Origin of the sequence: Neoroseomonas eburnea (assembly GCF_018129005.1) — a bacterium.
GTDB classification, from domain to species: domain Bacteria; phylum Pseudomonadota; class Alphaproteobacteria; order Acetobacterales; family Acetobacteraceae; genus Neoroseomonas; species Neoroseomonas eburnea.
Window position 1 is genome coordinate 30,491 of sequence record NZ_JAAEDL010000010.1, and the last position, 20,684, is coordinate 51,174.

Here is a 20,684-nt window from a genome sequence, read left to right on the forward strand (position 1 = left end):
ATGCCGACGATCAACCAGCTCATCGCCAAGGGGCGTGAGACCAAGCCGGCCCGGAACAAGGTTCCGGCGCTCAAGGGCAGCCCGCAGAAGCGCGGCGTGTGCACGCGCGTCTATACGACGACGCCGAAGAAGCCGAACTCGGCTCTTCGCAAGGTCGCGAAGGTGCGCCTGACGAACGGCTTCGAAGTGGTGAGCTACATCCCGGGCGAAGGCCACAACCTGCAGGAGCACTCGGTCGTCCTGATCCGCGGTGGTCGCGTGAAGGATCTTCCGGGCGTTCGCTACCACATCCTGCGCGGCGTGCTCGACACCCAGGGCATCGCCAAGCGCCGCCAGCGCCGTTCGCTCTACGGCGCGAAGCGTCCGAAGTGAGGGTCTGAGAGATGTCCCGTCGTCACCGCGCAGAGAAGCGCGAAGTCCTGCCCGATCCGAAGTTCGGCGACGTCGTGCTGAGCCGTTTCATGAACGTGCTCATGTATGACGGCAAGAAGAGCACGGCCGAGCACATCGTCTATGCCGCCATGGACACGCTGAAGAAGCGCGGCGGGCCGAACAGCGATCCGCTGCGGCTGTTCCATGAGGCGATGGACAACGTGAAGCCGGCCGTCGAGGTTCGCAGCCGCCGCGTCGGTGGCGCGACCTACCAGGTGCCGGTGGAAGTCCGCCCGGAACGCCGCCAGGCGCTGGCGATCCGCTGGCTGATCGAGTCCGCCCGCAAGCGCGGCGAGCACACGATGGAAGAGCGCCTTTCCGGCGAGTTGATGGACGCGGCGAACAACCGCGGTTCGGCCGTGAAGAAGCGCGAAGACACGCACCGGATGGCAGAGGCCAACAAGGCCTTCAGCCATTACCGCTGGTAAGAACCCCGATCGGGAAGCACGGACATGGCGAAGGCAAAATTCGAGCGGACGAAGCCGCACTGCAACATTGGCACGATCGGGCACGTGGACCATGGCAAGACGTCGCTGACGGCGGCGATCACGAAGGTCCTTGCGAAGGCGGGTGGTGCGACGTTCACGGCGTACGACCAGATCGACAAGGCGCCTGAGGAGCGTGCGCGCGGCATCACGATCTCGACGGCGCATGTCGAGTACGAGACGGCGAACCGGCACTACGCGCATGTGGACTGCCCGGGCCACGCGGACTACGTGAAGAACATGATCACCGGCGCGGCGCAGATGGACGGCGCGATCCTGGTGGTGTCGGCGGCGGACGGTCCGATGCCGCAGACGCGCGAGCACATCCTGCTGGCGCGGCAGGTGGGCGTTCCGGCGCTGGTGGTGTTCCTGAACAAGTGCGACATGGCGGATCCCGACCTGCTGGAGCTGGTCGAGATGGAGGTGCGCGAGCTGCTGTCGTCGTACCAGTTCCCGGGCGACGACATTCCGATCATCAAGGGCTCGGCGCTGTGCGCGCTGGAGGATCGTGAGCCGGAGCTGGGCGAGCAGGCGGTGCTGAAGCTGATGGAGGCGGTGGACGCCTACATCCCGCAGCCGGAGCGCCCGGTGGACCGTCCGTTCCTGATGCCGATCGAGGACGTGTTCTCGATCTCGGGGCGCGGCACGGTGGTGACGGGTCGCGTGGAGCGCGGCATCGTGAAGGTGGGCGAGGAAGTCGAGATCGTCGGGCTGAAGCCGACGGTGAAGACGACGGTCACCGGCGTGGAGATGTTCCGCAAGCTGCTGGACCAGGGGCAGGCGGGCGACAACATCGGGGCGCTGCTGCGCGGCACGAAGCGTGAGGACGTGGAGCGCGGCCAGGTGCTGGCGGCGCCGGGTTCGATCACGCCGCACACGAAGTTCAAGGCGGAGGCGTATGTGCTGACGAAGGAGGAGGGTGGCCGTCACACGCCGTTCTTCACCAACTATCGTCCGCAGTTCTACTTCCGCACGACGGACGTGACGGGCGTCGTCTCGCTGCCGGAAGGGGTGGAGATGGTGATGCCGGGCGACAACGTGTCGATGGATGTCGAGCTGATCGCGCCGATCGCCATGGACGAGGGCCTGCGCTTCGCCATCCGCGAAGGCGGCCGCACCGTCGGCGCCGGCGTCGTCGCCAAGATCACGCAGTAATCGGCAGGAACGCGGGTCCCAGACCATGGACAACCAGAACATCCGCATCCGCCTCAAGGCGTTCGATCACCGCGTGCTGGATGGCAGCACGCGGGAGATCGTCAACACCGCGAAGCGGACCGGCGCGCGCGTGCGGGGCCCGATCCCTCTGCCGACGCATATCGAGCGGTTCACGGTGAACCGTTCTCCGCATGTGGACAAGAAGTCGCGCGAGCAGTTCGAGATCCGGACTCATCGCCGCCTTCTCGACATCGTCGACCCCACCCCGCAGACCGTGGACGCGCTGATGAAGCTCGACCTCGCCGCGGGCGTGGATGTCGAGATCAAGATCTAAGATCTCAAGGCCAGAGGGAAATAGAGCCATGGCCGCGAAGACGGGCCGCACCGGCCTGATCGCGAAAAAGCTGGGAATGTCCCGGCTGTTCAACGAGGACGGTTCGACCGTTCCCGTGACGCTGCTCCATGTGGACAATGTCCGCGTGGTCGCGAAGCGCACCGCCGACAAGGATGGCTACGAGGCCGTCCAACTCGGGATCGGTGCGGCGAAGCCCAAGAACGTCTCCAAGGCGAACAAGGGCCATTTCGCGAAGTCCGGTGTGGAAGCGCCGAAGAAGGTGGTCGAGTTCCGTGTCGGAGCCGATGCGTCGATCGAGCCCGGCGCCGTCCTCTCGCCCGCGCATTTCGTGAAGGGCCAGAAGGTCGACGTCACCGGCGTGACGGTCGGCAAGGGCTTCGCGGGTGCGATGAAGCGCTGGAACTTCTCGGGCCTCGAGGCGACGCACGGCGTGTCGGTGAGTCACCGCTCGCACGGTTCGACCGGCAACCGCCAGGATCCGGGCAAGACCTTCAAGAACAAGAAGATGGCCGGGCATCTCGGCGTCGAGCGCGTGACCACCCAGAACCTGGAAGTGGCCGGCGTCGATGCGGAGAAGGGCCTGCTGCTGATCAAGGGTGCCGTTCCCGGTTCGAAGGGCGGCTACGTGCTGATCCGCGACGCTGTGAAGCGCGCGCGTCACGCCGATGCGCCCTTCCCGGCGGCCGTGGCCTGAGCGAGGCGAAGATGCAGATTTCCGTCATCACCCTCGACAACGCCCCGGCCGGCGAGATCGACCTGCCGGAAGAGGTGTTCGGCGCCGCGCCGCGGGCCGACATCATGGCGCGCGTCGTGCACTGGCAGCTCGCGAAGCGCCGCGCCGGCACGCACAAGGCGAAGGGCATGGGCGAGGTCTCCGGGACCACGAAGAAGCCCTATCGCCAGAAGGGCACCGGCAATGCGCGCCAGGGCTCGCTGCGCTCCCCGCAGTTCCGCAAGGGCGGCGTGGTGCATGGCCCGGTCGTGCGCGACCATGGCTACAGCCTGAACAAGAAGGTGCGCCGTCTCGGCCTCATCTCCGCGCTCAGCCAGAAGGCGGCCGAGGGCAAGCTCGTGGTGCTCGACACCGCGACGCTCGGAGCCGATGCCAAGACCGGCCAGGTCGCGGCGAAGCTGAAGGCGCTCGGCTGGAACAGCGCGCTGGTGGTGGACGCCGCGGCGGACGAGAACTTCGCCCGCGTGGTGCGCAACCTGCCGAAGGTGCAGGTGCTGCCGACCGTCGGCGCCAATGTGTACGACATCCTCAACCACGACGTGCTCGCGGTGACGCGCGCCGGCGTGGAGGCGCTGAAGGAGAGGCTGGCATGAGCGAGACGCCGGCGAAGCCGAAGCGCCCGGTGATCGGGCGCGAGCGGATGTACCAGACCATCCTCTCGCCCCTGGTGACCGAGAAGGCGACGTTGAACAGCGAACGCGGCCAGGTGACCTTCAAGGTCGCCCCGGACGCGACCAAGCCGCAGATCAAGGCGGCTGTCGAAGGGCTGTTCGGGGTGAAGGTCCTCGCGGTCAACACGATCGTGGTGAAGGGCAAGACCAAGCGGTTCCGCAACCGCCCGGGTCAGCGTTCGGATTGGAAGAAGGCGATGGTGCGCCTGGCCGAGGGCCAGAGCATCGACCTCACGACGGGGCTCGCGTAAGCCATGGCTCTGAAGAATTTCAACCCGGTCACGCCCTCGCTGCGCGGCACGATCCTCATCGATCGTTCCGAGCTGTGGAAGGGCGCGCCGGTGAAGGGCCTGACCGAGGGCAAGCATTCCTCGGGCGGGCGCAACAATCACGGCCGCATCACCGTCCGCTTCCGTGGCGGCGGACACAAGCGCGCCTACCGCCTGGTCGACTTCAAGCGTCGTGCGAAGTTCGGCGTGCCGGGCATCGTCGAGCGGCTGGAGTACGACCCCAACCGCACGGCCTTCATCGCGCTGGTGAAGTACCAGGATGGGGAGCTTTCCTACATCCTGGCGCCGCAGCGCCTGAAGGCGGGCGACACGGTGGTCGCGGGTGAGAAGGCCGATATCAAGCCGGGCAACGCCATGCCGATGGCGGCGATCCCGGTCGGCACGATCATCCACAACATCGAGCTCAAGGCCGGTGCGGGCGGCAAGCTCGCGCGCTCGGCCGGCACCTTCGCGCAGCTCGTCGGCAAGGACCAGGGCTACGCTCAGGTGAAGCTGATGTCGGGCGAGCTGCGGCTGATCCGGTCGGAGTGCATGGCCTCGATCGGCGCCGTGTCCAACCCGGACAACAGCAACCAGCAGCTTGGCAAGGCCGGCCGCAGCCGTTGGCTCGGCAGGAAGCCGCACAACCGCGGTGTGGTGATGAACCCGGTCGACCACCCGCATGGCGGTGGTGAAGGCCGTACCTCCGGTGGCCGTCATCCGGTGACGCCGTGGGGCAAGCCGACCAAGGGTGCGAAGACCCGCAACAACAAGCGGACCGACGGGCTCATTGTCCGGCGCCGCAACGCGACGAAGGGCTGACGACGATGTCGCGCAGCGTCTGGAAGGGGCCGTTCGTCGACGGCTACCTGCTCAACAAGGCGGAGGCCGCCCGGGCTTCGACGCGCAATGAGATCATCAAGATCTGGTCGCGCCGCAGCACGATCCTGCCGCAGTTCGTCGGCCTGACCTTCGGCGTCTACAACGGCAAGAAGTTCCTGCCGGTGCAGGTGACCGAGAACATGGTGGGCCACAAGTTCGGCGAGTTCTCGCCGACGCGGACCTTCACCGGCCACGCGGCCGACAAGAAGGCGAAGCGGGGCTGATCCGATGAGCAAGCCGAAGCATCCCCGGGGTCTCGAGGACCACGAGGCGCAGGCGGTGACGTGGAACATCCGCGTCTCCCCGCGCAAGCTGAACCTGGTTGCCGGGATGATCCGCGGCAAGCGGGCGCAGGACGCGGTCGCGCAGCTGACCTTCAGCAAGCGCCGCATCGCTGTGACGGTGAAGAAGACGCTCGAGAGCGCGATCGCCAACGCCGAGAACAATCACAGCCTCGACGTCGACCGCCTGGTCGTCTCGAAGGCCGAGGTCGGCCGCGCGATGGTGATGAAGCGCTTCCACGCCCGTGGCCGCGGTCGCGCGTCCACCGTCGAGAAGTGGTTCAGCCACCTCAAGATCGTGGTGGCGGAGCAGCAGCTGGCCGCCCCGGCCGAGCAGGAGGCCGCGTAACATGGGCCAGAAGGTCAATCCGATCGGGCTGCGGCTCGGCATCAACCGGACGTGGGACAGCCGCTGGTTCGCCGGGGCGGACTACGCGAAGCTGCTGCATGAGGACTTCAAGCTGCGCGAGACGCTGCTGAAGCGCCTGAAGGGCGCTGGCGTGTCCCGCGTAGTGATCGAGCGCCCGGCGAAGAAGCCCCGCGTGACGATCCATGCCGCCCGCCCGGGCGTCGTGATCGGCAAGAAGGGCGCGGACATCGAGGTGCTGCGCAAGGATCTGATGAAGATGGCCGGCGCGGAAGTCGCGCTGAACATCGTCGAGATCCGCAAGCCCGAGATCGACGCGACGCTGGTGGCCGAGAACATCGCCCAGCAGCTCGAGCGCCGCGTGGCCTTCCGCCGTGCGATGAAGCGCGCGGTGCAGTCCGCCATGCGTCTCGGCGCCGGCGGTATCCGCATCAACTGCTCGGGTCGTCTGGGCGGGGCCGAGATTGCGCGCATGGAGTGGTATCGCGAGGGCCGCGTGCCCTTGCACACGCTCCGCGCCGATATCGACTTCGGCACGGCGACCGCGAAGACCACCTACGGCACCTGCGGTGTGAAGGTGTGGATCTTCAAGGGCGAGATCATGGCCCATGATCCGATGGCGCAGGACAAGCGCGCCGCGGAACAGGCGCCGCAGCGCTGAAGGTGAAGGACAATGCTGCAGCCTAAGCGCACCAAGTTCCGCAAGGCCCACAAGGGCCGCATCCATGGCCTGGCCAAGGGCGGCTTCTCGCTGTCCTTCGGCGGGTTCGGCCTCAAGGCCCTCGAGCCGGAGCGCGTGACCGCGCGCCAGATCGAGGCCGCGCGTCGTGCGATCACCCGTGCGATGAAGCGTCAGGGCCGCGTGTGGATCCGCATTTTCCCGGACGTGCCGGTTTCCACCAAGCCGGCCGAAGTCCGCATGGGTTCCGGCAAGGGCGCGCCCGAATACTGGGTGTGCCGCGTGAAGCCGGGCCGCGTCATGTTCGAGATCGACGGCGTGCCCGCCGAGACGGCGCGCGAAGCGCTGAGCCTCGGTGCGGCGAAGCTGCCGATCAAGACCAAGTTCGTCACCCGTCTGGGTGCGGAGGCCTGATATGGCTGCGACCAAGATCGGCGATGTCCGCGCCAAGTCGGCGGACGAGCTGAACACCATGCTGCTCGACCTGCGCAAGGAGCAGTTCAACCTGCGCTTCCAGCGCGCGACCGGCCAGCTTGAGGCGCTTTCGCGCATCAGGCAGGTCCGCCGCGACATCGCGCGGGTGAAGACCATCATCGGCGAGCGCACGCGCAGCGCCGCCAACCAGGCCTGAGAGGAGACCGACGGCGATGCCGAAGCGCGTCCTCACCGGGCGGGTCGTCAGCGACAAGACGGACAAGACCATCACGGTCTTGGTCGAGCGTCGCGTGATGCATCCGCTCTACAAGAAGTTCATCCGGCGCTCGAAGAAGTATGCCGCGCATGACGATGCCAACCTGTGCAAGGAAGGCGACGTGGTGCAGATCGAGGAGTGCCGTCCGATCTCGAAGTCGAAGTCCTGGGTGGTGATCGAGCGCAATGGCGCGGCGGTCGAGCGGCCGGGCTTCCTCGGCGCGGCGGAGGCCTGATCCATGATCCAGGTCGAATCCAACCTCGAGGTCGCGGACAATTCCGGCGCGCGGCGTGTCCAGTGCATCAAGGTTCTGGGCGGCTCCAAGCGGAAGACCGCGGGCGTGGGCGACGTGATCGTCGTCTCCGTGAAGGAAGCGATTCCCCGCGGCAAGGTGAAGAAGGGGACGGTGGAGCGCGCGGTGATCGTGCGCACCGCCTACCCGGTGCGTCGGCAGGACGGCACGGTGATCCGCTTCGACCGCAACGCGGCCGTGCTGATCAACAAGCAGAACGAGCCGATCGGCACCCGCATCTTCGGACCGGTGGTGCGTGAACTTCGCGCGAAGAAGTTCATGAAGATCATCTCGCTCGCGCCGGAGGTGCTGTAACCATGGCCGCGAAGATCCGTAAGGGCGACCGCGTCCAGGTCCTCACGGGCAAGGACAAGGGCCGCCAGGGCGAAGTGATCCGGGTGGTTCCCGCCGAAGGCCGCGCCTTCGTGCAGGGTGTCAACCTGGCGAAGCGGCACCAGAAGCCGCAGGGCATGGGCCGCCCCGGCGGCATCATCGAGAAGGAGGCGTCGATCGACCTCTCCAACCTCGCCCTGCTGGATCCGAAGTCGGGCAAGCCGACCCGGGTCGGCTTCAAGGTGCTCGAGGACGGCAAGAAGGTCCGGGTGGCGAAGGCCTCCGGCGAGGTGCTCGACGCATGAGCGACGTGAAGGAACAGCCTCGGCTGCGCCGCTTCTACGACGATGTGGTGCGCAAGCGCCTCGTCGAGGAGTTCGGGTACAAGAACCCGATGGAAGTGCCGAAGCTCGAGAAGATCGTGATCAACATGGGCGTCGGCGAAGCCGCCGGCGACCAGAAGAAGCTCGACGCGGCCGTGGCCGAGCTGACGGCGATCGCTGGTCAGAAGCCGGTGAAGACCAAGGCGAAGAAGGCCATCGCGGGCTTCAAGATCCGCGAGGGCATGGCGATCGGCACCAAGGTGACGCTCCGCCAGCAGCGGATGTACGAGTTCCTCGACCGGCTCGTGACCATCGCGCTGCCTCGCCTTCGCGACTTCCGTGGGCTGCCGGGGAGCAAGGGCTTCGACGGGCGGGGGAACTTCTCCCTCGGCCTCAAGGAGCAGATCGTGTTCCCCGAGATCAGCTACGACAAGGTGGACGCGATCCGCGGCATGGACATCGTCTTCGTCACCACGGCGAAGACCGACAAGGAAGCGAAGGCGCTGCTGAAGGCGTTCGAGCTTCCCTTCCAGAACTGATTTTGGAAAACCGCCGGGGGTGACCCCCCGGCAGGTTCCGGAGGACCGAGACGGTATGGCCAAGACCTCGTCTGTCGAGAAGAACAAGCGGCGTGAGCGGCTTTCCAAGCTGCATGCGTCGAAGCGCGCCGCCCTGAAGGCCGTGGTCATGGACCGCGAGCTGCCGGTGGAGGACCGCTTCGAGGCGTCGCTGAAGCTCGCCCAGCTTCCGCGCAACGGCGCCGCGAATCGCGTGCGCCTGCGTTGCGAAGTGACCGGCCGCCCCCGCGGCAACTACCGCAAGTTCAAGCTGTGCCGTAACCAGCTGCGGGAACTGGCCTCGAAGGGCCAGATCCCCGGTGTGGTCAAGGCAAGCTGGTAAGGAAGGACCGGCCATGTCCATGTCCGATCCGCTGGGCGATATGCTCACCCGCATCCGCAACGCACAGGCTGCCCGGCAGTCGCGTTGCAAGGCACCGGCGTCGAAGCTGCGTGAGAACGTGCTCGAGGTGCTGAAGCGCGAGGGGTATATCCGCGCCTGGCGTACCGAGGAGCTGCGCCCCGGCGTGCGCTTCATCGATATCGAGCTGAAGTATTCGGAAGGCGAGCCCGCCATCAAGGAGATCACCCGCATCTCCAAGCCCGGCCGGCGCGTCTATTCGAAGATCGCGGAGCTGCCCAGGGTCTACAACGGCCTCGGCACTTCCATCCTCTCCACGCCGCGCGGCGTGATGAGCGAGAACGAGGCCCGCGCCGCCAATGTCGGCGGCGAGGTCCTCTGCCGCGTGTTCTGACGGGGGGCTGAAGCACATGTCTCGCGTTGGGAAATATCCCGTGCCGGTGCCGGCGGGCGTCACGCTCGCGCTGGCCGGCCGCACGCTGACTGCCAAGGGCAAGCTCGGCGAGCTCAAGCTCGACCTCACGGATGACGTGGACGTCGAGATCAAGGCGAACGAGGTCGCGGTTTCCCCGCGGCGCACGGATCGTCGCGCTCGCACCATGTGGGGCACGACGCGCAGCCTGATCAACTCGATGGTCACCGGCGTCTCCACCGGCTTCACCAAGTCCATGGAGATCAACGGCACGGGTTACCGCGCCGCGGTGCAGGGCTCGGAGCTGGTGTTGAACCTCGGCTACAGCCACGAGATCCGCTACGCGATCCCGAAGGGGATCAAGATCACCTGCGAGAAGCCGACCGCCGTGAAGGTGGAAGGCTCCGACAAGCGCCAGGTGGGCCAGGTGGCGGCCGAGATCCGCGCGTACCGCGGCCCCGAGCCCTACAAGGGCAAGGGCGTCAAGTACGACAACGAGACCATCCTCCGGAAGGAGGGTAAGAAGAAGTAATGGCCAGCAAGCTCGACCTCGAGGCGCGCCGCCGGCGCCGCCTCCGCTTCCAGCTCCGGCAGAAGTCCGGCGGGCGCGTGCGCCTGTCGGTGTTCCGCTCGGGCCGCCATATCTACGCGCAGATCATCGACGACAAGGCGGGGCGCACGCTCGCGGCCGCCTCCTCGCTCGAGAAGACGATGCGCGACGGGCTCAAGACCGGCGCCGACAAGGATGCGGCGGCGGCGGTCGGCAAGCTGGTGGCCGAACGCGCGATCGCGGCGGGAGTGACGGAAGTCGTCTTCGACCGTGGTCCCTATCTCTACCATGGGCGCGTCAAGGCGCTCGCGGACGGCGCCCGCGAGGGCGGGCTGTCGTTCTGAGGATGATGCAGCATGGCACGTGAACCGAGGACCGGCGGCGAGGGCGGCGGCGAGGGCGGTGACCGCCGTCGCCGTGGAGGCCGTGATCGCGGCGAGCAGCGCGTCGAGCGCCAGGAAGGCGACGAGCTGAAGGACAAGCTCGTCACCATCAACCGCGTCGCCAAGGTGGTGAAGGGTGGCCGTCGCTTCTCCTTCGCGGCCCTGGTCGTGGTCGGCGACGAGAAGGGCCGTGTGGGCTGGGGCGCGGGTAAGGCCCGCGAGGTGCCGGAGGCGATCCGCAAGGCGACGGAGCGTGCGAAGCGCACGATGATCCGCGTGCCGATGCGCGAGGGCCGCACCCTGCACCATGACGTGATCGGCGAGTTCGGCGCCGGCCGCGTCATCCTGCGCGCCGCGCCCGCGGGCACCGGCATCATCGCCGGCGGCCCGATGCGCGCGGTGTTCGAGACGCTCGGCATGGGCGACGTCGTCGCCAAGTGCACGGGGTCGGCGAACCCGCACAACATGGTGAAGGCCACCTTCGCGGCGCTGCAGCGCTGCACCTCCCCGCGCGCGGTCGCAGCACGCCGCGGCAAGAAGGTCGCCGACATCCTCGGCCAGAAGAAGGACGCCCCCGAGGCGACGGAGGCCGCGAATGGCTGACCAGAAGAAGACCGTGAAGGTGACCCAGCACGGGTCCCCGATCGGCCGCAAGCCGGGCCAGAAGGAGACCCTGATCGGTCTCGGCCTGAACAAGCGTCACCGCACGCGGGAACTGGAGGACACTCCGGCCGTGCGCGGCATGATCCGCAAGGTCGCGCACTTGGTGCGCGTCGAGGACTGAGCCATGAAGCTCAATGACATCCGCGACAACGAGGGCGCCCGCCCGAAGTTCAAGCGCATCGGCCGGGGCATTGGCTCCGGCAAGGGCAAGACCGGCGGCCGCGGCGTGAAGGGCCAGAAGGCGCGCACCGGCGTGTCGATCAACGGGTTCGAGGGCGGTCAGCTCCCGATCTACCGGCGCATGCCGAAGCGCGGCTTCGTGAACGTGTTCCGCAAGGACTATGCGGTGCTGAACCTCGGCGCGCTTGATGCGGCGATCGAAGCGGGCCGTCTCCCGGCCGGCGAGGCGATCGACGAGGCGGCGCTGAAGGCGGCCGGCCTGGTGCGCACCTCGGCCAAGCTCGCGGGCGTGCGCCTGCTGGCGAAGGGCGAGATCAAGCGCGCGGTCACCATCACCGTCTCCGGTGCCTCGGCGGCCGCGATCGCGGCGGTGCAGGCCGCCGGCGGCAGCGTGACCGTCACCGCGGCGCCGGCGGAAGCCGCGTCGGAGTGACCCTTGCCCCCGGCCGGCCGCGTGGCTAGGTCAGGGTCCCGGTCTTCGCTGCGGCGCGCGGGGCAACCCGGGCGCCGCAGCGTTTAGGAGGATATGCATGGCGTCGGCGGCCGAGCAGGCGATGTCCAGCCTCAACTTCGGGGTGCTGGCGAAGGCGACCGAGCTCAAGAAGCGCATCTGGTTCACCCTGGGGGCGCTGATCGTCTACCGACTCGGCACCTATATCCCGGTGCCGGGCGTCGATGCGGCGGTGATGGGCGAGATCCTCGCCCAGCACGGCGGCGGCATCCTCGGGATGTTCGACATGTTCACGGGCGGTGCGCTTGGGCGCATGACCGTCTTTGCCCTGAACATCATGCCCTACATCAGCGCGAGCATCATCGTGCAACTGATGACCGCGGCGATTCCCGCCTGGGAGGCGCTCAAGAAGGAAGGCGAGGCGGGGCGCAAGAAGCTCAACCAGTACACCCGCTACCTGACGGTGCTGATCGCCATCTTCCAGGCCTGGGGCATCGCGGTCGGGCTCGAATCGATGCGCGGGCAGTTCGGCGCGGCGGTCTACGACCCCGGCTGGTTCTTCCGCATGTCCTGCGTGATCACGCTGGTCGGCGGGACGATGTTCCTGATGTGGCTGGGCGAACAGATCACCGCGCGCGGGGTCGGCAACGGCATCAGCCTGATCATCTTCGCGGGCATCGTCGCCAATCTGCCCTCGGCGCTGGTCAGCACCCTCGAACTCGGCCGCACCGGCGCGCTCTCGACCATTTTCATCATTTTCTTCCTGCTGGTGGCGCTGGCTGTCATCGCCTTTGTGGTGTTCATCGAACGCGCCCAGCGGCGGATTCCGGTGCAGTACCCGAAGCGCCAGGTCGGCAACCGCATGTTCAGCGGGGAAGCGACGCACCTGCCGCTCAAGCTGAACACCTCGGGCGTCATCCCGCCGATATTCGCCTCTTCCCTGCTGCTGCTGCCGGCAACGGTGGCGGGCTTCTCGACCGACCCGACGCAGGAAGGCTGGCTGCAGTCCATCACGGCGCTGCTGGCGCATGGGCGGCCGCTCTACATGGCCCTCTACATGGCCCTGATCATCTTCTTCGCCTTCTTCTACACGGCCGTGGTGTTCAACCCGACCGAGACGGCGGACAACCTGAAGAAGTACGGCGGCTTCGTACCCGGCATCCGACCCGGGCAGAACACCGCGGACTACCTCGACCGGGTGCTGACCCGGCTGACGGTGATCGGCGCGCTCTACCTCTGCATCGTCTGCATCATCCCCGAGATCCTGATCAGCAACTACGGCGTGCCCTTCTATTTCGGCGGCACTTCCCTCCTGATCATCGTTTCGGTCACCATGGACACGGTGGCGCAGGTGCAGTCGCATCTCTTCGCCCACCAGTATGAGGGCCTGATCAAGAAGGCCAGGCTGGGCGGGCGCGGCATGCCGCGGCCTCGTTGACGAAGGGGGAAGTACGCGGATGAACCTGATCCTGCTGGGCCCTCCGGGGGCCGGGAAGGGCACGCAGGCCAAGCGGCTTGAAGACCAGTACGGGATCGCCCAGATCTCGACCGGCGACATGCTGCGCGCCGAGGTGAAGTCCGGCAGTGAGATCGGCCTCAAGGCCAAGGCCATCATGGAGCGCGGCGAGCTCGTCCCGGACGAGGTCATCACCGCCATGCTGGCCGAGCGGGTGTCCCGCCCGGACTGCGCCAAGGGCTTCATCCTGGACGGCTTCCCGCGCACCGAGCCGCAGGCTGCGGCGCTGGACCGGATGCTCGCCGACAAGGGGCTGAAGCTCGACCACGTGATCGAGCTCAAGGTGGACGACGCCGCGCTGGTCGAGCGCATCGCTGGGCGCTTCACCTGCGCGAGCTGCGGCGCGGGCTACCACGATACCTTCAAGCCGACCGCGAAGGCGGGGGTATGCGACGTCTGCGGCGGGACGGAATTTACCCGCCGCGCCGACGATAAGGCGGAGACGGTGGCGGCCAGGCTCGATGCCTATCACCGCCAGACGGCGCCGCTGCTGCCCTACTACGCCGCCCAGGGGAAGCTGCGCGGCGTGGACGGGATGGCATCCATGGATGAGGTGGCGCGCCAGATCGGCGTGATCCTGTCCGGGAAGGCTTGACTCAGTGGGGGGCGGGGGCTAGATCGCCCGCTCCCGCGGCGGGGGGAGACCCCGGCCGCCGATTACCGTTGCATGACTGGTTCACTGCGCCGGAGGGGCTACCGCCCCGCATGGCGGTTTTTCGGGGCCTGGGCCCCAGGAGAGGCACTGTGGCGCGCATCGCCGGCGTGAACATCCCGACCAACAAGCGGGTGCTCATCTCGCTTCGCTACATCTTCGGCATCGGGCCGCAGAACGCGAAGGATATCTGCGGCAAGCTCGGCATCCCCGACGACCGCCGCGTGAACCAGCTGACCGACGATGAGGTCCTGCGCATCCGCGAGCTGATCGACCGGGAATACCGCGTCGAAGGCGACCTGCGTCGTGAACAGGCGATGAATATCAAGCGGCTGATGGATCTCGGCTGCTATCGTGGCCTGCGCCACCGCAAGGGCCTGCCGGTCCGCGGCCAGCGCACGCACACCAATGCCCGCACCCGCAAGGGCAAGGCCGTGCCGATCGCCGGCAAGAAGAAGGTGACGAAGTAAGATGGCCCGCGAACCCCGCGGCGGTGCCCGTGGCCCCGTCAAGCGCAAGGAACGGAAGAACATCACGTCGGGCGTCGCCCACGTGCTGGCGTCGTTCAACAACACGATCGTGACCATCACGGACGCGCAGGGCAACGCCATCGCGTGGTCCTCCTCCGGTTCCCAGGGTTTCAAGGGCAGCCGGAAGTCCACCCCGTATGCTGCCCAGGTCGCCGCGGAAGACGCCGGCCGCAAGGCGCGCGAGCACGGGATGGAAACGCTCGAAATCATGGTGTCCGGCCCCGGCTCGGGCCGCGAATCGGCGCTGCGCGCCCTGCAGGCGGTGGGCTTCTACGTCACCGCCATCAAGGACGTGACGCCCATCCCGCACAACGGCTGCCGCCCGCGGAAGCGTCGTCGCGTCTGAACAGGACGCGCCACGACATGCGCGTCTGATCCGACGCGCCGCTTCGTATCCGGGGCAGCCGAAAGGAGAGTGTGATCGTGCTCGAGAGGAATTGGCGTTCGCTGATCGAGACGCAGAAGTCCGTCGAGATGGGGGCGGACCCGCTGCGCACGGCGACGGTCGTGCTGGAGCCGCTGGAGCGCGGCTTCGGCATGACGCTGGGCAATGCGCTGCGTCGCGTGCTGCTCTCGTCGCTGCAGGGCGCCGCCGTGACGGCGATCCGCATCGACGGCGTGCTGCATGAATTCAGCAGCATCCAGGGCGTGCGCGAGGACGTGACGGACATCGTCCTCAACGTGAAGCAGCTCGCCATCCGGATGCAGGGCGAGGGGCCGAAGCGCCTCCAGCTCACCGCGACCGGCCCGGGCGAGGTGACGGCGGGGCAGATCCAGACCTCCGGCGACATCGAGGTGGCGAACCCCGATCTCGTGCTCTGCACGCTGGACGACGGTGCGAAGCTGGCGATGGAGCTCACGGTGGACATCGGCAAGGGCTACGTCCCCGCCGCCGAGAACCGCCCCGAGGACGCGCCGATCGGCCTGATCCCGGTGGATGCGATCTACTCCCCGGTGCGCCGCGTGGCGTATCGCGTGGAGCCGACCCGCGTCGGCCAGCGCACCGACTTCGACAAGCTGATCCTGACGGTCGAGACGGACGGCACGCTGGCCCCCGAGGATGCGGTGGGCGTCGCCGCCCGCATCCTGCAGGAGCAGCTCCAGATCCTGATCAACTTCGACGAGCCGCGCGCGCGCGTCGAGGAGGAGATCCGCGACGACCTGCCGTTCAACCGCAACCTCCTCCGCAAGGTGGACGAGCTGGAACTGTCGGTCCGCAGCGCGAACTGCCTGAAGAACGACAACATCGTCTACATCGGCGACCTGGTTCAGAAGACCGAGCAGGAGATGCTCCGCACCCCGAATTTCGGGCGCAAGTCGCTGAACGAGATCAAGGAAGTCCTCGCCTCGATGGGCCTCGGCCTCGGCATGACCGTCACCGGCTGGCCGCCCGAGAACATCGAGGAACTCGCGAAGAAGGTGGAGGAGCCCTTCTGAGGGCTGCCCGGGTAAGGAAATACAACCATGCGTCACGGAATTGCCGGGCGTAAGCTCAGCGTCACCTCCGCCCATCGCGTCGCCATGTTCCGCAACATGGCGACCTCGCTGCTGAAGCACGAGCAGATCACCACCACCCTGCCGAAGGCCAAGGAGCTGCGCCCGTATGTCGAGCGCATCATCACCCTCGGCAAGCGTGGCGGCCTGCATGCCCGCCGCCAGGCGCTGGCGCAGATCCGCGACGAGAAGGTGGTGGCGAAGCTCTTCACCGAGATTGCCGACCGCTACAAGACCCGCCAGGGCGGCTATTGCCGCGTCCTCAAGGCCGGTATCCGCTACGGCGACGCCGCCACCATGGCGGTGATCGAGCTGGTGGACCGCAACGTCGCGGCCAAGGGCCAGGACAGCGGCCCGAAGCCGGAAGCGGCGGCGGAAGAGACTGCCGAATCCTGATCGCGCAATCGCCGCGACTAGCTGTGGAAGGGGCGGATGGGCAACCATCCGCCCCTTCGCGGTTTCAGCGTGGCCCCATGGCCTCGGCCAGCGCCGGGATGAATTCGTGCAGGCCCGGGCGCAGCGCCTCCGGCCAGGCGCGCGGATCGGGCGGGACCGAAAGCCGCACGCCGCCGTTCTCGGTCAGCAGCAGGAAGATCCGCTCGTCGTGCACGTCGTAGGCGAGGAAGGCCCCGCCCATGCGGCAGCCTTCCAGCCGGCAGCCGAAGCCGTAGAGATAACGATCGTCGGCCAGCGCCACGGGTGGGCCGGGGTCGCGCAGCCGCGCCGCCAGCACGCTGCGATGCCCGCCGCTGTTGAAGCGGAGCGCCGTGGTCAATTCGTGTCGCTGCGCGAGGGCCAGGACGGGCTGACCGAGGACACTGGTGATCGACTCCTGGGTCGGTGCCGGCAAGGCGATGACCAGGCCCAGCAGGAACGGGGGGAGGGAACTCCTCCCCCGCATCCAATGCCGCATGCGCTTCACAACAGCGGCAGCCGCGCCATCGCGGCCAGCACGGCCATGGCAGCCAGCACGCGGCCGGGCGCAACGCGGTGCGCCGGCATGCGCGCCACCACCGAAACAGCCCAGCCTGCCAACACCACCGCCAACACTCCCGCCACGAAGCCCGCGCAGATCGAGATGCTGACCAGCACCGCCTCGCGCAATGTATCCTCCCACAGCACCGGGATCAGCGCCTCGCCATAGCTGCCGATGCGCGTTGTCGCCACGACCAGCGCCACCAGCGGCCCGGCCAAGCGTGGCGGCACCCCGCGCCAGGCCAGCACGGCAAGGACCAGCAGCCATGCCAGTTCGGCCATGATCTGCCAGCGGGGCATCACCTCCCCCGGGAGCCACCCGCTCTCGCCGCTGATGCCGGCCGCGGCGCGCCAGGCGACGGCACCGGCAGCGCCGAGCACCGCCCAGCCGCAGGCCGCGGGCAGCCCGGACGGTCCGCGCCGAAGCAGCAGCAGCGCGATCGCGGCCAGCACCGGCGGCGCCTTCCGCACCTCCGCTGCGGCGAGGATGGCGCCGAACATCGTTCCCCAGACGCCAAGCATCAACAGCGTCGCGGCCGCGATGATGGCGGCCGCGGTCAGGCCCGGCCGCATCTGCCGCTACTCGATGCGGATATTCGCCTCGCGCACCAGGGTCGCCATCGAGGCGCGCCCTTCGGTGACGAAGCGCGCGAAGGCGGCGGGCGCATTGCCGACCGGCACCGCGCCGAGCCGGTCGAGCCGCGCCCGCACCTCGGCCTCCGCGAGGGTCGCGGCCAGTGCCTCCTGCAGCCGCACCGCGATCTCGGCCGGCGTGCCGGCGGGGGCGAAAAGGCCGACCCATTCGCTGACGTCGAAGCCAGGCATGCCGCTCTCGGCCAAGGTCGGAACCTCCGGCAGGTTCGCCTGGCGTTGCAGCGTCGCCACCGCGAGGAAGCGGGCGCGGCCCGACTCGACCACCGGCCGCGCCGAGAGCGCGGTGATGAACACCCCGTCGAGATTCCCCGCCGCGAGGTCGCGTGCCGCATCGGCACCGCCGCGATAGGGCACGTGCTGCACCTCTATTCCGGCTTCCCGCGCGAAGCGCGCCAGGCCGAGATGCCCCGCGGTGGCATTGCCCTGGGTGCCCATGTTGATGGTGTTGGGCCGTGCCTTGGCGGCCGCGATGAAGGCCGCGAGGTCGCGCGCCGGGAAATCCTGCTTCACCGCGACCACCTGCGGGAAGGTGCAGACCTGGCTGATGGGCAGGAAGGCGGTGGTGTAGTCGAAGGTCAGCCCGCGCAGCAGGGCATGGTTCACGATGTGGGAGGACGCATCCCACAGCAGCGTGTAACCGTCCGGCGCGCTGCGGGCGACCTCGCCTCCGCCGATCGAGCCGCCGGCGCCGGTGCGGTTCTCGACGACGAAGGTGGCGGACAGGCGCTCGGCCATGCGTGGCAGGATGGTGCGGGCGGCGGAATCGGCGGCGCCGCCGGCGGCGAAGGGAACGACGACTCGCACCGGCCGCGCCGGCCAGGCCTGTGCGCGGGCGGCGCCGGCGATGGGCAGCGCGGCGGCGGCGGCGATCAGGCTGCGGCGATGGAGCGGCATGGCGTTGTCTCCCGGCGGAACGCGCTTCCTGTGGTCGCATGGGCCGGGGCCGTCAAGGCACGTGGCGCGATGCCCGGCGCCGACGCAGGATGCGCGGCATGACGCCCGCCCCCGTCGTCGCGCGGGGGCTTCGGCCAGGCAAGAGGAACGCCCGGTGACGCCAGCACCCCGATACGACGACCTTCCCCGCCCGCCGGACGACCCCACGGGCCTGCCGCTTTCCTGGGGTGTCTGGGGGGCCGGGGACCAGGTCGGCACGCTGAACCGCATCACCGACGCGACCGTCGTGGCGGCGCGCGAGGAGATCCGGGACGGCCGGCGCTTCAACCTGAACCTGCCGCTCGACGAACCCTTCGGTGCTGCGCTGCCCGGCGCGCATCGCCGCCGCCAGGCGCCCCATCCGGTGATGGTGAAGGAGGAGCACCCCGGCCGCGTCACCCGCGACGACCGGCTCGACGGCTTCTGGCTGCAGGCGAGCACGCAATGGGACGGGCTCAGCCACTTCGCCGACCCGACGCACGGCTTCTACAACCACGCGCCGCTGTCTTCGATCGTCCATGGCGCGGAAAGCCGCAACGGCATCGACAAGGCGCTCGCGCACGGCATCGCGGGGCGCTGCGTGCTGGCGGATCTCAAGCGGCACTTTGCCCGCACCGGGCGCGCCTGGACCGCGATGGGCGGGCAGCGCGCGACCGCCGAGGACCTCGCGGCCTGCCTTGCCGCGCAGGGTGTGGCGCTGCGGCCGGGCGACATCCTGCTGGTGCGCACCGGGTGGCTCGAAGCCTTCCGCGCCGCGCCGGACGCCGCCGCGCGCCATCTGCTGCTGCAGGGCGAGGGCGGGGCGCGCGACTATTCGGGCCTCGACGGCAAGGAGCCCATGTGGCGCTTCCTATGGGATGCCGGTATCGCCGCCGTCGCCGCAGACAACCCGACGGTGGAGGCGTGGCCGATCTTTCCCTGGAAGCCGGCGCTCCACCTGGCGATCGCGCGGCTCGGCCTGTGCCTCGGTGAATTCTTCGACCTCGAGGCACTTGCCGCCGACAGCGCGGTGACGGAGCGGTTCACGGCGTTCTTCACGGCGGCGCCGCTGAACCTCAGGGGCGGGATCGGCAGCCCGGGGAATGCGATGGCGATACGGTAGAAGCCGGGGGGGAAGGGAACTTCCCCCCGCGCCCCCCAACCTTCTTTGGCACTTGGGAACTGATGCCAGCGGCCGCCATTCGCGACCGTTGGCATGAGGCTTCTCGAGCCCTCAGACGCCGGGCGCAAACCTCCGGTTTTCCCGGTTTCGCCGGACCACCGGCGAGCCACATCCCGGATCCCCGGCACCTTGCAAGGCAAGGTGACCGGGTGCCCGTCGCGGCCTCGGCACGAGGCAAGAACTCGTGCCGCTGGTATGACCTCCGAAGTCAGTTCCCAAAAGACAAGAAAGGGAGGGGGCTTGGGGGAGGTTCCCCTCCCCCGACCTTCTCACCTCCGCCGAAACCCCGGCTCCGCCGGCGGGGGGCCGAATTCCTCGGTGATCTCATCCACCCGTGCCAGCATCGGTCCGCGCCGGCAGGCGGACAGCAGCGCCTGCACCGCGGCCTCGTCCCCTGCCACCAGCGCCTCGACCACGCCGTCCGGCCGGTTGCGCACCCAGCCCTGGACGCCGAGCCGCTCCGCCTCCCGCACCATCCAGTCGCGGTAGCCGACGCCCTGCACCCGCCCGCGGATGAGGACGCGGCGCGCGTTCATGCCCGCACCAGCGACAGGAAGCGTTCCGCGAGCGCAAGATCGGCCGCGACGCGCGCGCGGCGCGCCAGCGCCTCGGCGTCCTCGCCCCAGCGCATCTCCTGGAAGGTTTCGTCGAGCACGGCGAGGCGATGCGCCTCCGCCGCGTCCAACCGCCCGGCGGAGAGCGCGAGGCCCAGCACCAGGCTGCCCAGCCCTGGCACCGCCAGGCCGAGCGCGGCCAACTCCTCCGCCCGGTGCGCCTCGACCGCCGCGCGCAGCGCCGCGAGGCTCGCCGCCGGCTGCGCCACGGGCATCAGTCCCGCGGTCACTGTGAGCCGCGCGCCATAGGCGGCATCCGCCCAGTCGAGCAGCACCTGCCATTCCCGATCCTGCAGTGCCGCGAGGCCCGGATCCTCGGCGCGGTAGCAAAGCAGGTCCGTCTCGCCGTACTTCGCCAGGCCCTCGACCATCGCCGCCGGGTCCGGTGCCACGCGGTCCTGCGCGGTGCCGAGCAGGCGGGTCAAAGGCACCGCCTCCATCGACATCTCGCCGCCCTTCTCACCGCCGGCCGACTGCCATTCGGCGGCGATCGCCTCGGCCAGCGAGGAGGAGGCGGTGACGAGCGGTGCGCCGCCCGGCAGGCGCAGCGGCCGCCCGTCGAGCAGCACGGCATGGCCGCCCTCGGGCCGGGCGACGGCGACGGCATGATCCCAGAAGCGCTTCATGGCCGCAGCAATAGCGCCGGCTG

At 68.6% G+C, this 20,684-nt stretch carries 36 protein-coding genes; 31 read left to right on the forward strand and 5 right to left on the reverse strand.

Annotation, left to right across the window (positions count from 1 at the left end):
• The 30 genes from rpsL to rplQ all read left to right on the forward strand — a co-directional run bounded on the left by rpsL (window position 1) and on the right by rplQ (window position 16,093).
• The gene (gene rpsL / locus GXW74_RS11720) at window positions 1–372 is read left to right on the forward strand and encodes a 30S ribosomal protein S12 (RefSeq protein ID WP_137127375.1); all 372 of its coding nucleotides are present in this window, start codon (window positions 1–3) and stop codon (window positions 370–372) included.
• Window positions 373–383: 11 nt separating this feature from the next.
• A complete protein-coding gene (gene rpsG, locus GXW74_RS11725) occupies window positions 384–860 on the forward strand; it encodes a 30S ribosomal protein S7 (RefSeq protein ID WP_211846695.1) in 477 nt (158 codons plus the stop codon).
• A 24-nt stretch (window positions 861–884) separates the two neighbouring features.
• Window positions 885–2,072, forward strand: coding sequence for an elongation factor Tu (gene tuf / locus GXW74_RS11730; RefSeq protein WP_211846682.1), 1,188 nt, complete (start codon window positions 885–887; stop codon window positions 2,070–2,072).
• A 25-nt stretch (window positions 2,073–2,097) separates the two neighbouring features.
• Entirely contained in the window at window positions 2,098–2,406 is a 309-nt protein-coding gene (gene rpsJ / locus GXW74_RS11735) for a 30S ribosomal protein S10 (protein WP_137127378.1), read from the forward strand.
• Between the two features lie 28 nt (window positions 2,407–2,434).
• Complete coding sequence (gene rplC / locus GXW74_RS11740; protein ID WP_211846696.1) at window positions 2,435–3,121, forward strand: 50S ribosomal protein L3; 687 nt, start codon at window positions 2,435–2,437, stop codon at window positions 3,119–3,121.
• An 11-nt stretch (window positions 3,122–3,132) separates the two neighbouring features.
• A complete protein-coding gene (gene rplD, locus GXW74_RS11745) occupies window positions 3,133–3,753 on the forward strand; it encodes a 50S ribosomal protein L4 (protein ID WP_211846697.1) in 621 nt (206 codons plus the stop codon).
• Between the two features lie 32 nt (window positions 3,754–3,785).
• Window positions 3,786–4,082, forward strand: a complete 297-nt coding sequence (locus GXW74_RS11750; protein ID WP_456306982.1) for a 50S ribosomal protein L23 — start codon at window positions 3,786–3,788, stop codon at window positions 4,080–4,082.
• Window positions 4,083–4,085: 3 nt separating this feature from the next.
• Window positions 4,086–4,922: a 50S ribosomal protein L2 gene (gene rplB, locus GXW74_RS11755; RefSeq protein WP_211846699.1), complete on the forward strand. Its 837-nt coding sequence runs from the start codon at window positions 4,086–4,088 to the stop codon at window positions 4,920–4,922.
• A gap of 5 nt (window positions 4,923–4,927) precedes the next feature.
• Window positions 4,928–5,206, forward strand: coding sequence for a 30S ribosomal protein S19 (gene rpsS, locus GXW74_RS11760; RefSeq protein WP_198370885.1), 279 nt, complete (start codon window positions 4,928–4,930; stop codon window positions 5,204–5,206).
• Window positions 5,207–5,210: 4 nt separating this feature from the next.
• Entirely contained in the window at window positions 5,211–5,612 is a 402-nt protein-coding gene (gene rplV / locus GXW74_RS11765) for a 50S ribosomal protein L22 (RefSeq protein ID WP_211846700.1), read from the forward strand.
• 1 nt (window position 5,613) lies between these two features.
• A complete protein-coding gene (rpsC, locus tag GXW74_RS11770) occupies window positions 5,614–6,291 on the forward strand; it encodes a 30S ribosomal protein S3 (protein ID WP_211846701.1) in 678 nt (225 codons plus the stop codon).
• A 12-nt stretch (window positions 6,292–6,303) separates the two neighbouring features.
• On the forward strand, window positions 6,304–6,723 hold the full coding sequence (gene rplP, locus GXW74_RS11775; protein WP_211846702.1) for a 50S ribosomal protein L16: 420 nt from the start codon (window positions 6,304–6,306) through the stop codon (window positions 6,721–6,723).
• Between the two features lies 1 nt (window position 6,724).
• Window positions 6,725–6,940: a 50S ribosomal protein L29 gene (rpmC, locus tag GXW74_RS11780; protein WP_211846703.1), complete on the forward strand. Its 216-nt coding sequence runs from the start codon at window positions 6,725–6,727 to the stop codon at window positions 6,938–6,940.
• Between the two features lie 16 nt (window positions 6,941–6,956).
• The gene (gene rpsQ / locus GXW74_RS11785) at window positions 6,957–7,235 is read left to right on the forward strand and encodes a 30S ribosomal protein S17 (protein WP_211846704.1); all 279 of its coding nucleotides are present in this window, start codon (window positions 6,957–6,959) and stop codon (window positions 7,233–7,235) included.
• Window positions 7,236–7,238: 3 nt separating this feature from the next.
• On the forward strand, window positions 7,239–7,607 hold the full coding sequence (rplN, locus tag GXW74_RS11790) for a 50S ribosomal protein L14 (protein WP_211846705.1): 369 nt from the start codon (window positions 7,239–7,241) through the stop codon (window positions 7,605–7,607).
• 2 nt (window positions 7,608–7,609) lie between these two features.
• A complete protein-coding gene (rplX, locus tag GXW74_RS11795; protein WP_211846706.1) occupies window positions 7,610–7,930 on the forward strand; it encodes a 50S ribosomal protein L24 in 321 nt (106 codons plus the stop codon).
• Window positions 7,927–8,487: a 50S ribosomal protein L5 gene (gene rplE / locus GXW74_RS11800; RefSeq protein WP_211846707.1), complete on the forward strand. Its 561-nt coding sequence runs from the start codon at window positions 7,927–7,929 to the stop codon at window positions 8,485–8,487. Before rplX ends, rplE begins: the two co-directional genes overlap by 4 nt.
• A 55-nt stretch (window positions 8,488–8,542) precedes the next feature.
• The gene (rpsN, locus tag GXW74_RS11805) at window positions 8,543–8,848 is read left to right on the forward strand and encodes a 30S ribosomal protein S14 (RefSeq protein WP_211846708.1); all 306 of its coding nucleotides are present in this window, start codon (window positions 8,543–8,545) and stop codon (window positions 8,846–8,848) included.
• Window positions 8,849–8,861: 13 nt separating this feature from the next.
• Window positions 8,862–9,260, forward strand: coding sequence for a 30S ribosomal protein S8 (rpsH, locus tag GXW74_RS11810; RefSeq protein ID WP_211846709.1), 399 nt, complete (start codon window positions 8,862–8,864; stop codon window positions 9,258–9,260).
• Window positions 9,261–9,276: 16 nt separating this feature from the next.
• Entirely contained in the window at window positions 9,277–9,810 is a 534-nt protein-coding gene (gene rplF / locus GXW74_RS11815) for a 50S ribosomal protein L6 (RefSeq protein ID WP_211846710.1), read from the forward strand.
• Window positions 9,810–10,172 carry a 50S ribosomal protein L18 gene (gene rplR, locus GXW74_RS11820; RefSeq protein ID WP_211846711.1) on the forward strand — a complete coding sequence of 121 codons (363 nt, stop codon included), beginning with the start codon at window positions 9,810–9,812 and terminating at the stop codon, window positions 10,170–10,172. Before rplF ends, rplR begins: the two co-directional genes overlap by 1 nt.
• 12 nt (window positions 10,173–10,184) lie before the next feature.
• The gene (gene rpsE / locus GXW74_RS11825; RefSeq protein ID WP_211846712.1) at window positions 10,185–10,814 is read left to right on the forward strand and encodes a 30S ribosomal protein S5; all 630 of its coding nucleotides are present in this window, start codon (window positions 10,185–10,187) and stop codon (window positions 10,812–10,814) included.
• Window positions 10,807–10,995: a 50S ribosomal protein L30 gene (rpmD, locus tag GXW74_RS11830; RefSeq protein WP_211846713.1), complete on the forward strand. Its 189-nt coding sequence runs from the start codon at window positions 10,807–10,809 to the stop codon at window positions 10,993–10,995. The genes rpsE and rpmD overlap by 8 nt, the downstream gene beginning before the upstream one ends.
• 3 nt (window positions 10,996–10,998) lie before the next feature.
• Window positions 10,999–11,487, forward strand: a complete 489-nt coding sequence (gene rplO, locus GXW74_RS11835) for a 50S ribosomal protein L15 (protein WP_211846714.1) — start codon at window positions 10,999–11,001, stop codon at window positions 11,485–11,487.
• Window positions 11,488–11,584: 97 nt separating this feature from the next.
• Entirely contained in the window at window positions 11,585–12,943 is a 1,359-nt protein-coding gene (gene secY, locus GXW74_RS11840) for a preprotein translocase subunit SecY (protein ID WP_211846715.1), read from the forward strand.
• Window positions 12,944–12,962: 19 nt separating this feature from the next.
• Entirely contained in the window at window positions 12,963–13,616 is a 654-nt protein-coding gene (locus tag GXW74_RS11845; RefSeq protein ID WP_211846716.1) for an adenylate kinase, read from the forward strand.
• A 149-nt stretch (window positions 13,617–13,765) separates the two neighbouring features.
• Window positions 13,766–14,143: a 30S ribosomal protein S13 gene (gene rpsM, locus GXW74_RS11850; protein WP_211846717.1), complete on the forward strand. Its 378-nt coding sequence runs from the start codon at window positions 13,766–13,768 to the stop codon at window positions 14,141–14,143.
• Window position 14,144: 1 nt separating this feature from the next.
• Entirely contained in the window at window positions 14,145–14,549 is a 405-nt protein-coding gene (rpsK, locus tag GXW74_RS11855) for a 30S ribosomal protein S11 (protein ID WP_211846718.1), read from the forward strand.
• A gap of 74 nt (window positions 14,550–14,623) precedes the next feature.
• The gene (locus tag GXW74_RS11860; protein ID WP_211846834.1) at window positions 14,624–15,640 is read left to right on the forward strand and encodes a DNA-directed RNA polymerase subunit alpha; all 1,017 of its coding nucleotides are present in this window, start codon (window positions 14,624–14,626) and stop codon (window positions 15,638–15,640) included.
• Window positions 15,641–15,667: 27 nt separating this feature from the next.
• Complete coding sequence (gene rplQ, locus GXW74_RS11865; protein WP_211846719.1) at window positions 15,668–16,093, forward strand: 50S ribosomal protein L17; 426 nt, start codon at window positions 15,668–15,670, stop codon at window positions 16,091–16,093.
• 64 nt (window positions 16,094–16,157) lie between these two features.
• Here the strand turns inward: rplQ and GXW74_RS11870 are convergent, their stop codons facing one another.
• The 3 genes from GXW74_RS11870 to GXW74_RS11880 all read right to left on the reverse strand — a co-directional run bounded on the left by GXW74_RS11870 (window position 16,158) and on the right by GXW74_RS11880 (window position 18,220).
• A complete protein-coding gene (locus tag GXW74_RS11870; RefSeq protein WP_211846720.1) occupies window positions 16,158–16,472 on the reverse strand; it encodes a hypothetical protein in 315 nt (104 codons plus the stop codon).
• 143 nt (window positions 16,473–16,615) lie between these two features.
• Window positions 16,616–17,245: a hypothetical protein gene (locus GXW74_RS11875; protein ID WP_211846721.1), complete on the reverse strand. Its 630-nt coding sequence runs from the start codon at window positions 17,243–17,245 to the stop codon at window positions 16,616–16,618.
• 6 nt (window positions 17,246–17,251) lie between these two features.
• Complete coding sequence (locus tag GXW74_RS11880; RefSeq protein WP_211846722.1) at window positions 17,252–18,220, reverse strand: Bug family tripartite tricarboxylate transporter substrate binding protein; 969 nt, start codon at window positions 18,218–18,220, stop codon at window positions 17,252–17,254.
• A 154-nt stretch (window positions 18,221–18,374) separates the two neighbouring features.
• Between GXW74_RS11880 and GXW74_RS11885 the strand changes: the two genes are divergently transcribed.
• Complete coding sequence (locus GXW74_RS11885) at window positions 18,375–19,361, forward strand: cyclase family protein (protein ID WP_211846723.1); 987 nt, start codon at window positions 18,375–18,377, stop codon at window positions 19,359–19,361.
• Between the two features lie 329 nt (window positions 19,362–19,690).
• Here the strand turns inward: GXW74_RS11885 and GXW74_RS11890 are convergent, their stop codons facing one another.
• Both GXW74_RS11890 and GXW74_RS11895 read right to left on the reverse strand, forming a co-directional pair.
• Window positions 19,691–19,957 carry an acylphosphatase gene (locus tag GXW74_RS11890; protein WP_211846724.1) on the reverse strand — a complete coding sequence of 89 codons (267 nt, stop codon included), beginning with the start codon at window positions 19,955–19,957 and terminating at the stop codon, window positions 19,691–19,693.
• On the reverse strand, window positions 19,954–20,661 hold the full coding sequence (locus tag GXW74_RS11895; protein WP_211846725.1) for an ATP12 family protein: 708 nt from the start codon (window positions 20,659–20,661) through the stop codon (window positions 19,954–19,956). Before GXW74_RS11895 ends, GXW74_RS11890 begins: the two co-directional genes overlap by 4 nt.
• Window positions 20,662–20,684 lie beyond the last annotated feature (23 nt).

Coding starts and splice junctions, on each gene's coding strand:
- rpsC (WP_211846701.1), top strand. CDS start 5,614: ATGGGCCAGAAGGTCAATCCGATCGGGCTGCGGCTCGGCATCAACCGG.
- secY (WP_211846715.1), top strand. CDS start 11,585: ATGGCGTCGGCGGCCGAGCAGGCGATGTCCAGCCTCAACTTCGGGGTG.
- GXW74_RS11890 (WP_211846724.1), bottom strand. CDS start 19,957: ATGAACGCGCGCCGCGTCCTCATCCGCGGGCGGGTGCAGGGCGTCGGC.
- rpsG (WP_211846695.1), top strand. CDS start 384: ATGTCCCGTCGTCACCGCGCAGAGAAGCGCGAAGTCCTGCCCGATCCG.
- rplB (WP_211846699.1), top strand. CDS start 4,086: ATGGCTCTGAAGAATTTCAACCCGGTCACGCCCTCGCTGCGCGGCACG.
- rplR (WP_211846711.1), top strand. CDS start 9,810: ATGGCCAGCAAGCTCGACCTCGAGGCGCGCCGCCGGCGCCGCCTCCGC.
- rplQ (WP_211846719.1), top strand. CDS start 15,668: ATGCGTCACGGAATTGCCGGGCGTAAGCTCAGCGTCACCTCCGCCCAT.
- rplX (WP_211846706.1), top strand. CDS start 7,610: ATGGCCGCGAAGATCCGTAAGGGCGACCGCGTCCAGGTCCTCACGGGC.
- rplF (WP_211846710.1), top strand. CDS start 9,277: ATGTCTCGCGTTGGGAAATATCCCGTGCCGGTGCCGGCGGGCGTCACG.
- rpsK (WP_211846718.1), top strand. CDS start 14,145: ATGGCCCGCGAACCCCGCGGCGGTGCCCGTGGCCCCGTCAAGCGCAAG.
- rpsL (WP_137127375.1), top strand. CDS start 1: ATGCCGACGATCAACCAGCTCATCGCCAAGGGGCGTGAGACCAAGCCG.
- rplE (WP_211846707.1), top strand. CDS start 7,927: ATGAGCGACGTGAAGGAACAGCCTCGGCTGCGCCGCTTCTACGACGAT.
- GXW74_RS11895 (WP_211846725.1), bottom strand. CDS start 20,661: ATGAAGCGCTTCTGGGATCATGCCGTCGCCGTCGCCCGGCCCGAGGGC.
- rpsE (WP_211846712.1), top strand. CDS start 10,185: ATGGCACGTGAACCGAGGACCGGCGGCGAGGGCGGCGGCGAGGGCGGT.
- GXW74_RS11845 (WP_211846716.1), top strand. CDS start 12,963: ATGAACCTGATCCTGCTGGGCCCTCCGGGGGCCGGGAAGGGCACGCAG.
- rpmC (WP_211846703.1), top strand. CDS start 6,725: ATGGCTGCGACCAAGATCGGCGATGTCCGCGCCAAGTCGGCGGACGAG.
- rplD (WP_211846697.1), top strand. CDS start 3,133: ATGCAGATTTCCGTCATCACCCTCGACAACGCCCCGGCCGGCGAGATC.
- GXW74_RS11875 (WP_211846721.1), bottom strand. CDS start 17,245: ATGCGGCCGGGCCTGACCGCGGCCGCCATCATCGCGGCCGCGACGCTG.
- rpsQ (WP_211846704.1), top strand. CDS start 6,957: ATGCCGAAGCGCGTCCTCACCGGGCGGGTCGTCAGCGACAAGACGGAC.
- rplN (WP_211846705.1), top strand. CDS start 7,239: ATGATCCAGGTCGAATCCAACCTCGAGGTCGCGGACAATTCCGGCGCG.
- rplO (WP_211846714.1), top strand. CDS start 10,999: ATGAAGCTCAATGACATCCGCGACAACGAGGGCGCCCGCCCGAAGTTC.
- tuf (WP_211846682.1), top strand. CDS start 885: ATGGCGAAGGCAAAATTCGAGCGGACGAAGCCGCACTGCAACATTGGC.
- rpmD (WP_211846713.1), top strand. CDS start 10,807: ATGGCTGACCAGAAGAAGACCGTGAAGGTGACCCAGCACGGGTCCCCG.
- GXW74_RS11880 (WP_211846722.1), bottom strand. CDS start 18,220: ATGCCGCTCCATCGCCGCAGCCTGATCGCCGCCGCCGCCGCGCTGCCC.
- rpsS (WP_198370885.1), top strand. CDS start 4,928: ATGTCGCGCAGCGTCTGGAAGGGGCCGTTCGTCGACGGCTACCTGCTC.
- rpsN (WP_211846708.1), top strand. CDS start 8,543: ATGGCCAAGACCTCGTCTGTCGAGAAGAACAAGCGGCGTGAGCGGCTT.
- rplP (WP_211846702.1), top strand. CDS start 6,304: ATGCTGCAGCCTAAGCGCACCAAGTTCCGCAAGGCCCACAAGGGCCGC.
- rpsJ (WP_137127378.1), top strand. CDS start 2,098: ATGGACAACCAGAACATCCGCATCCGCCTCAAGGCGTTCGATCACCGC.
- rplV (WP_211846700.1), top strand. CDS start 5,211: ATGAGCAAGCCGAAGCATCCCCGGGGTCTCGAGGACCACGAGGCGCAG.
- rpsH (WP_211846709.1), top strand. CDS start 8,862: ATGTCCATGTCCGATCCGCTGGGCGATATGCTCACCCGCATCCGCAAC.
- rplC (WP_211846696.1), top strand. CDS start 2,435: ATGGCCGCGAAGACGGGCCGCACCGGCCTGATCGCGAAAAAGCTGGGA.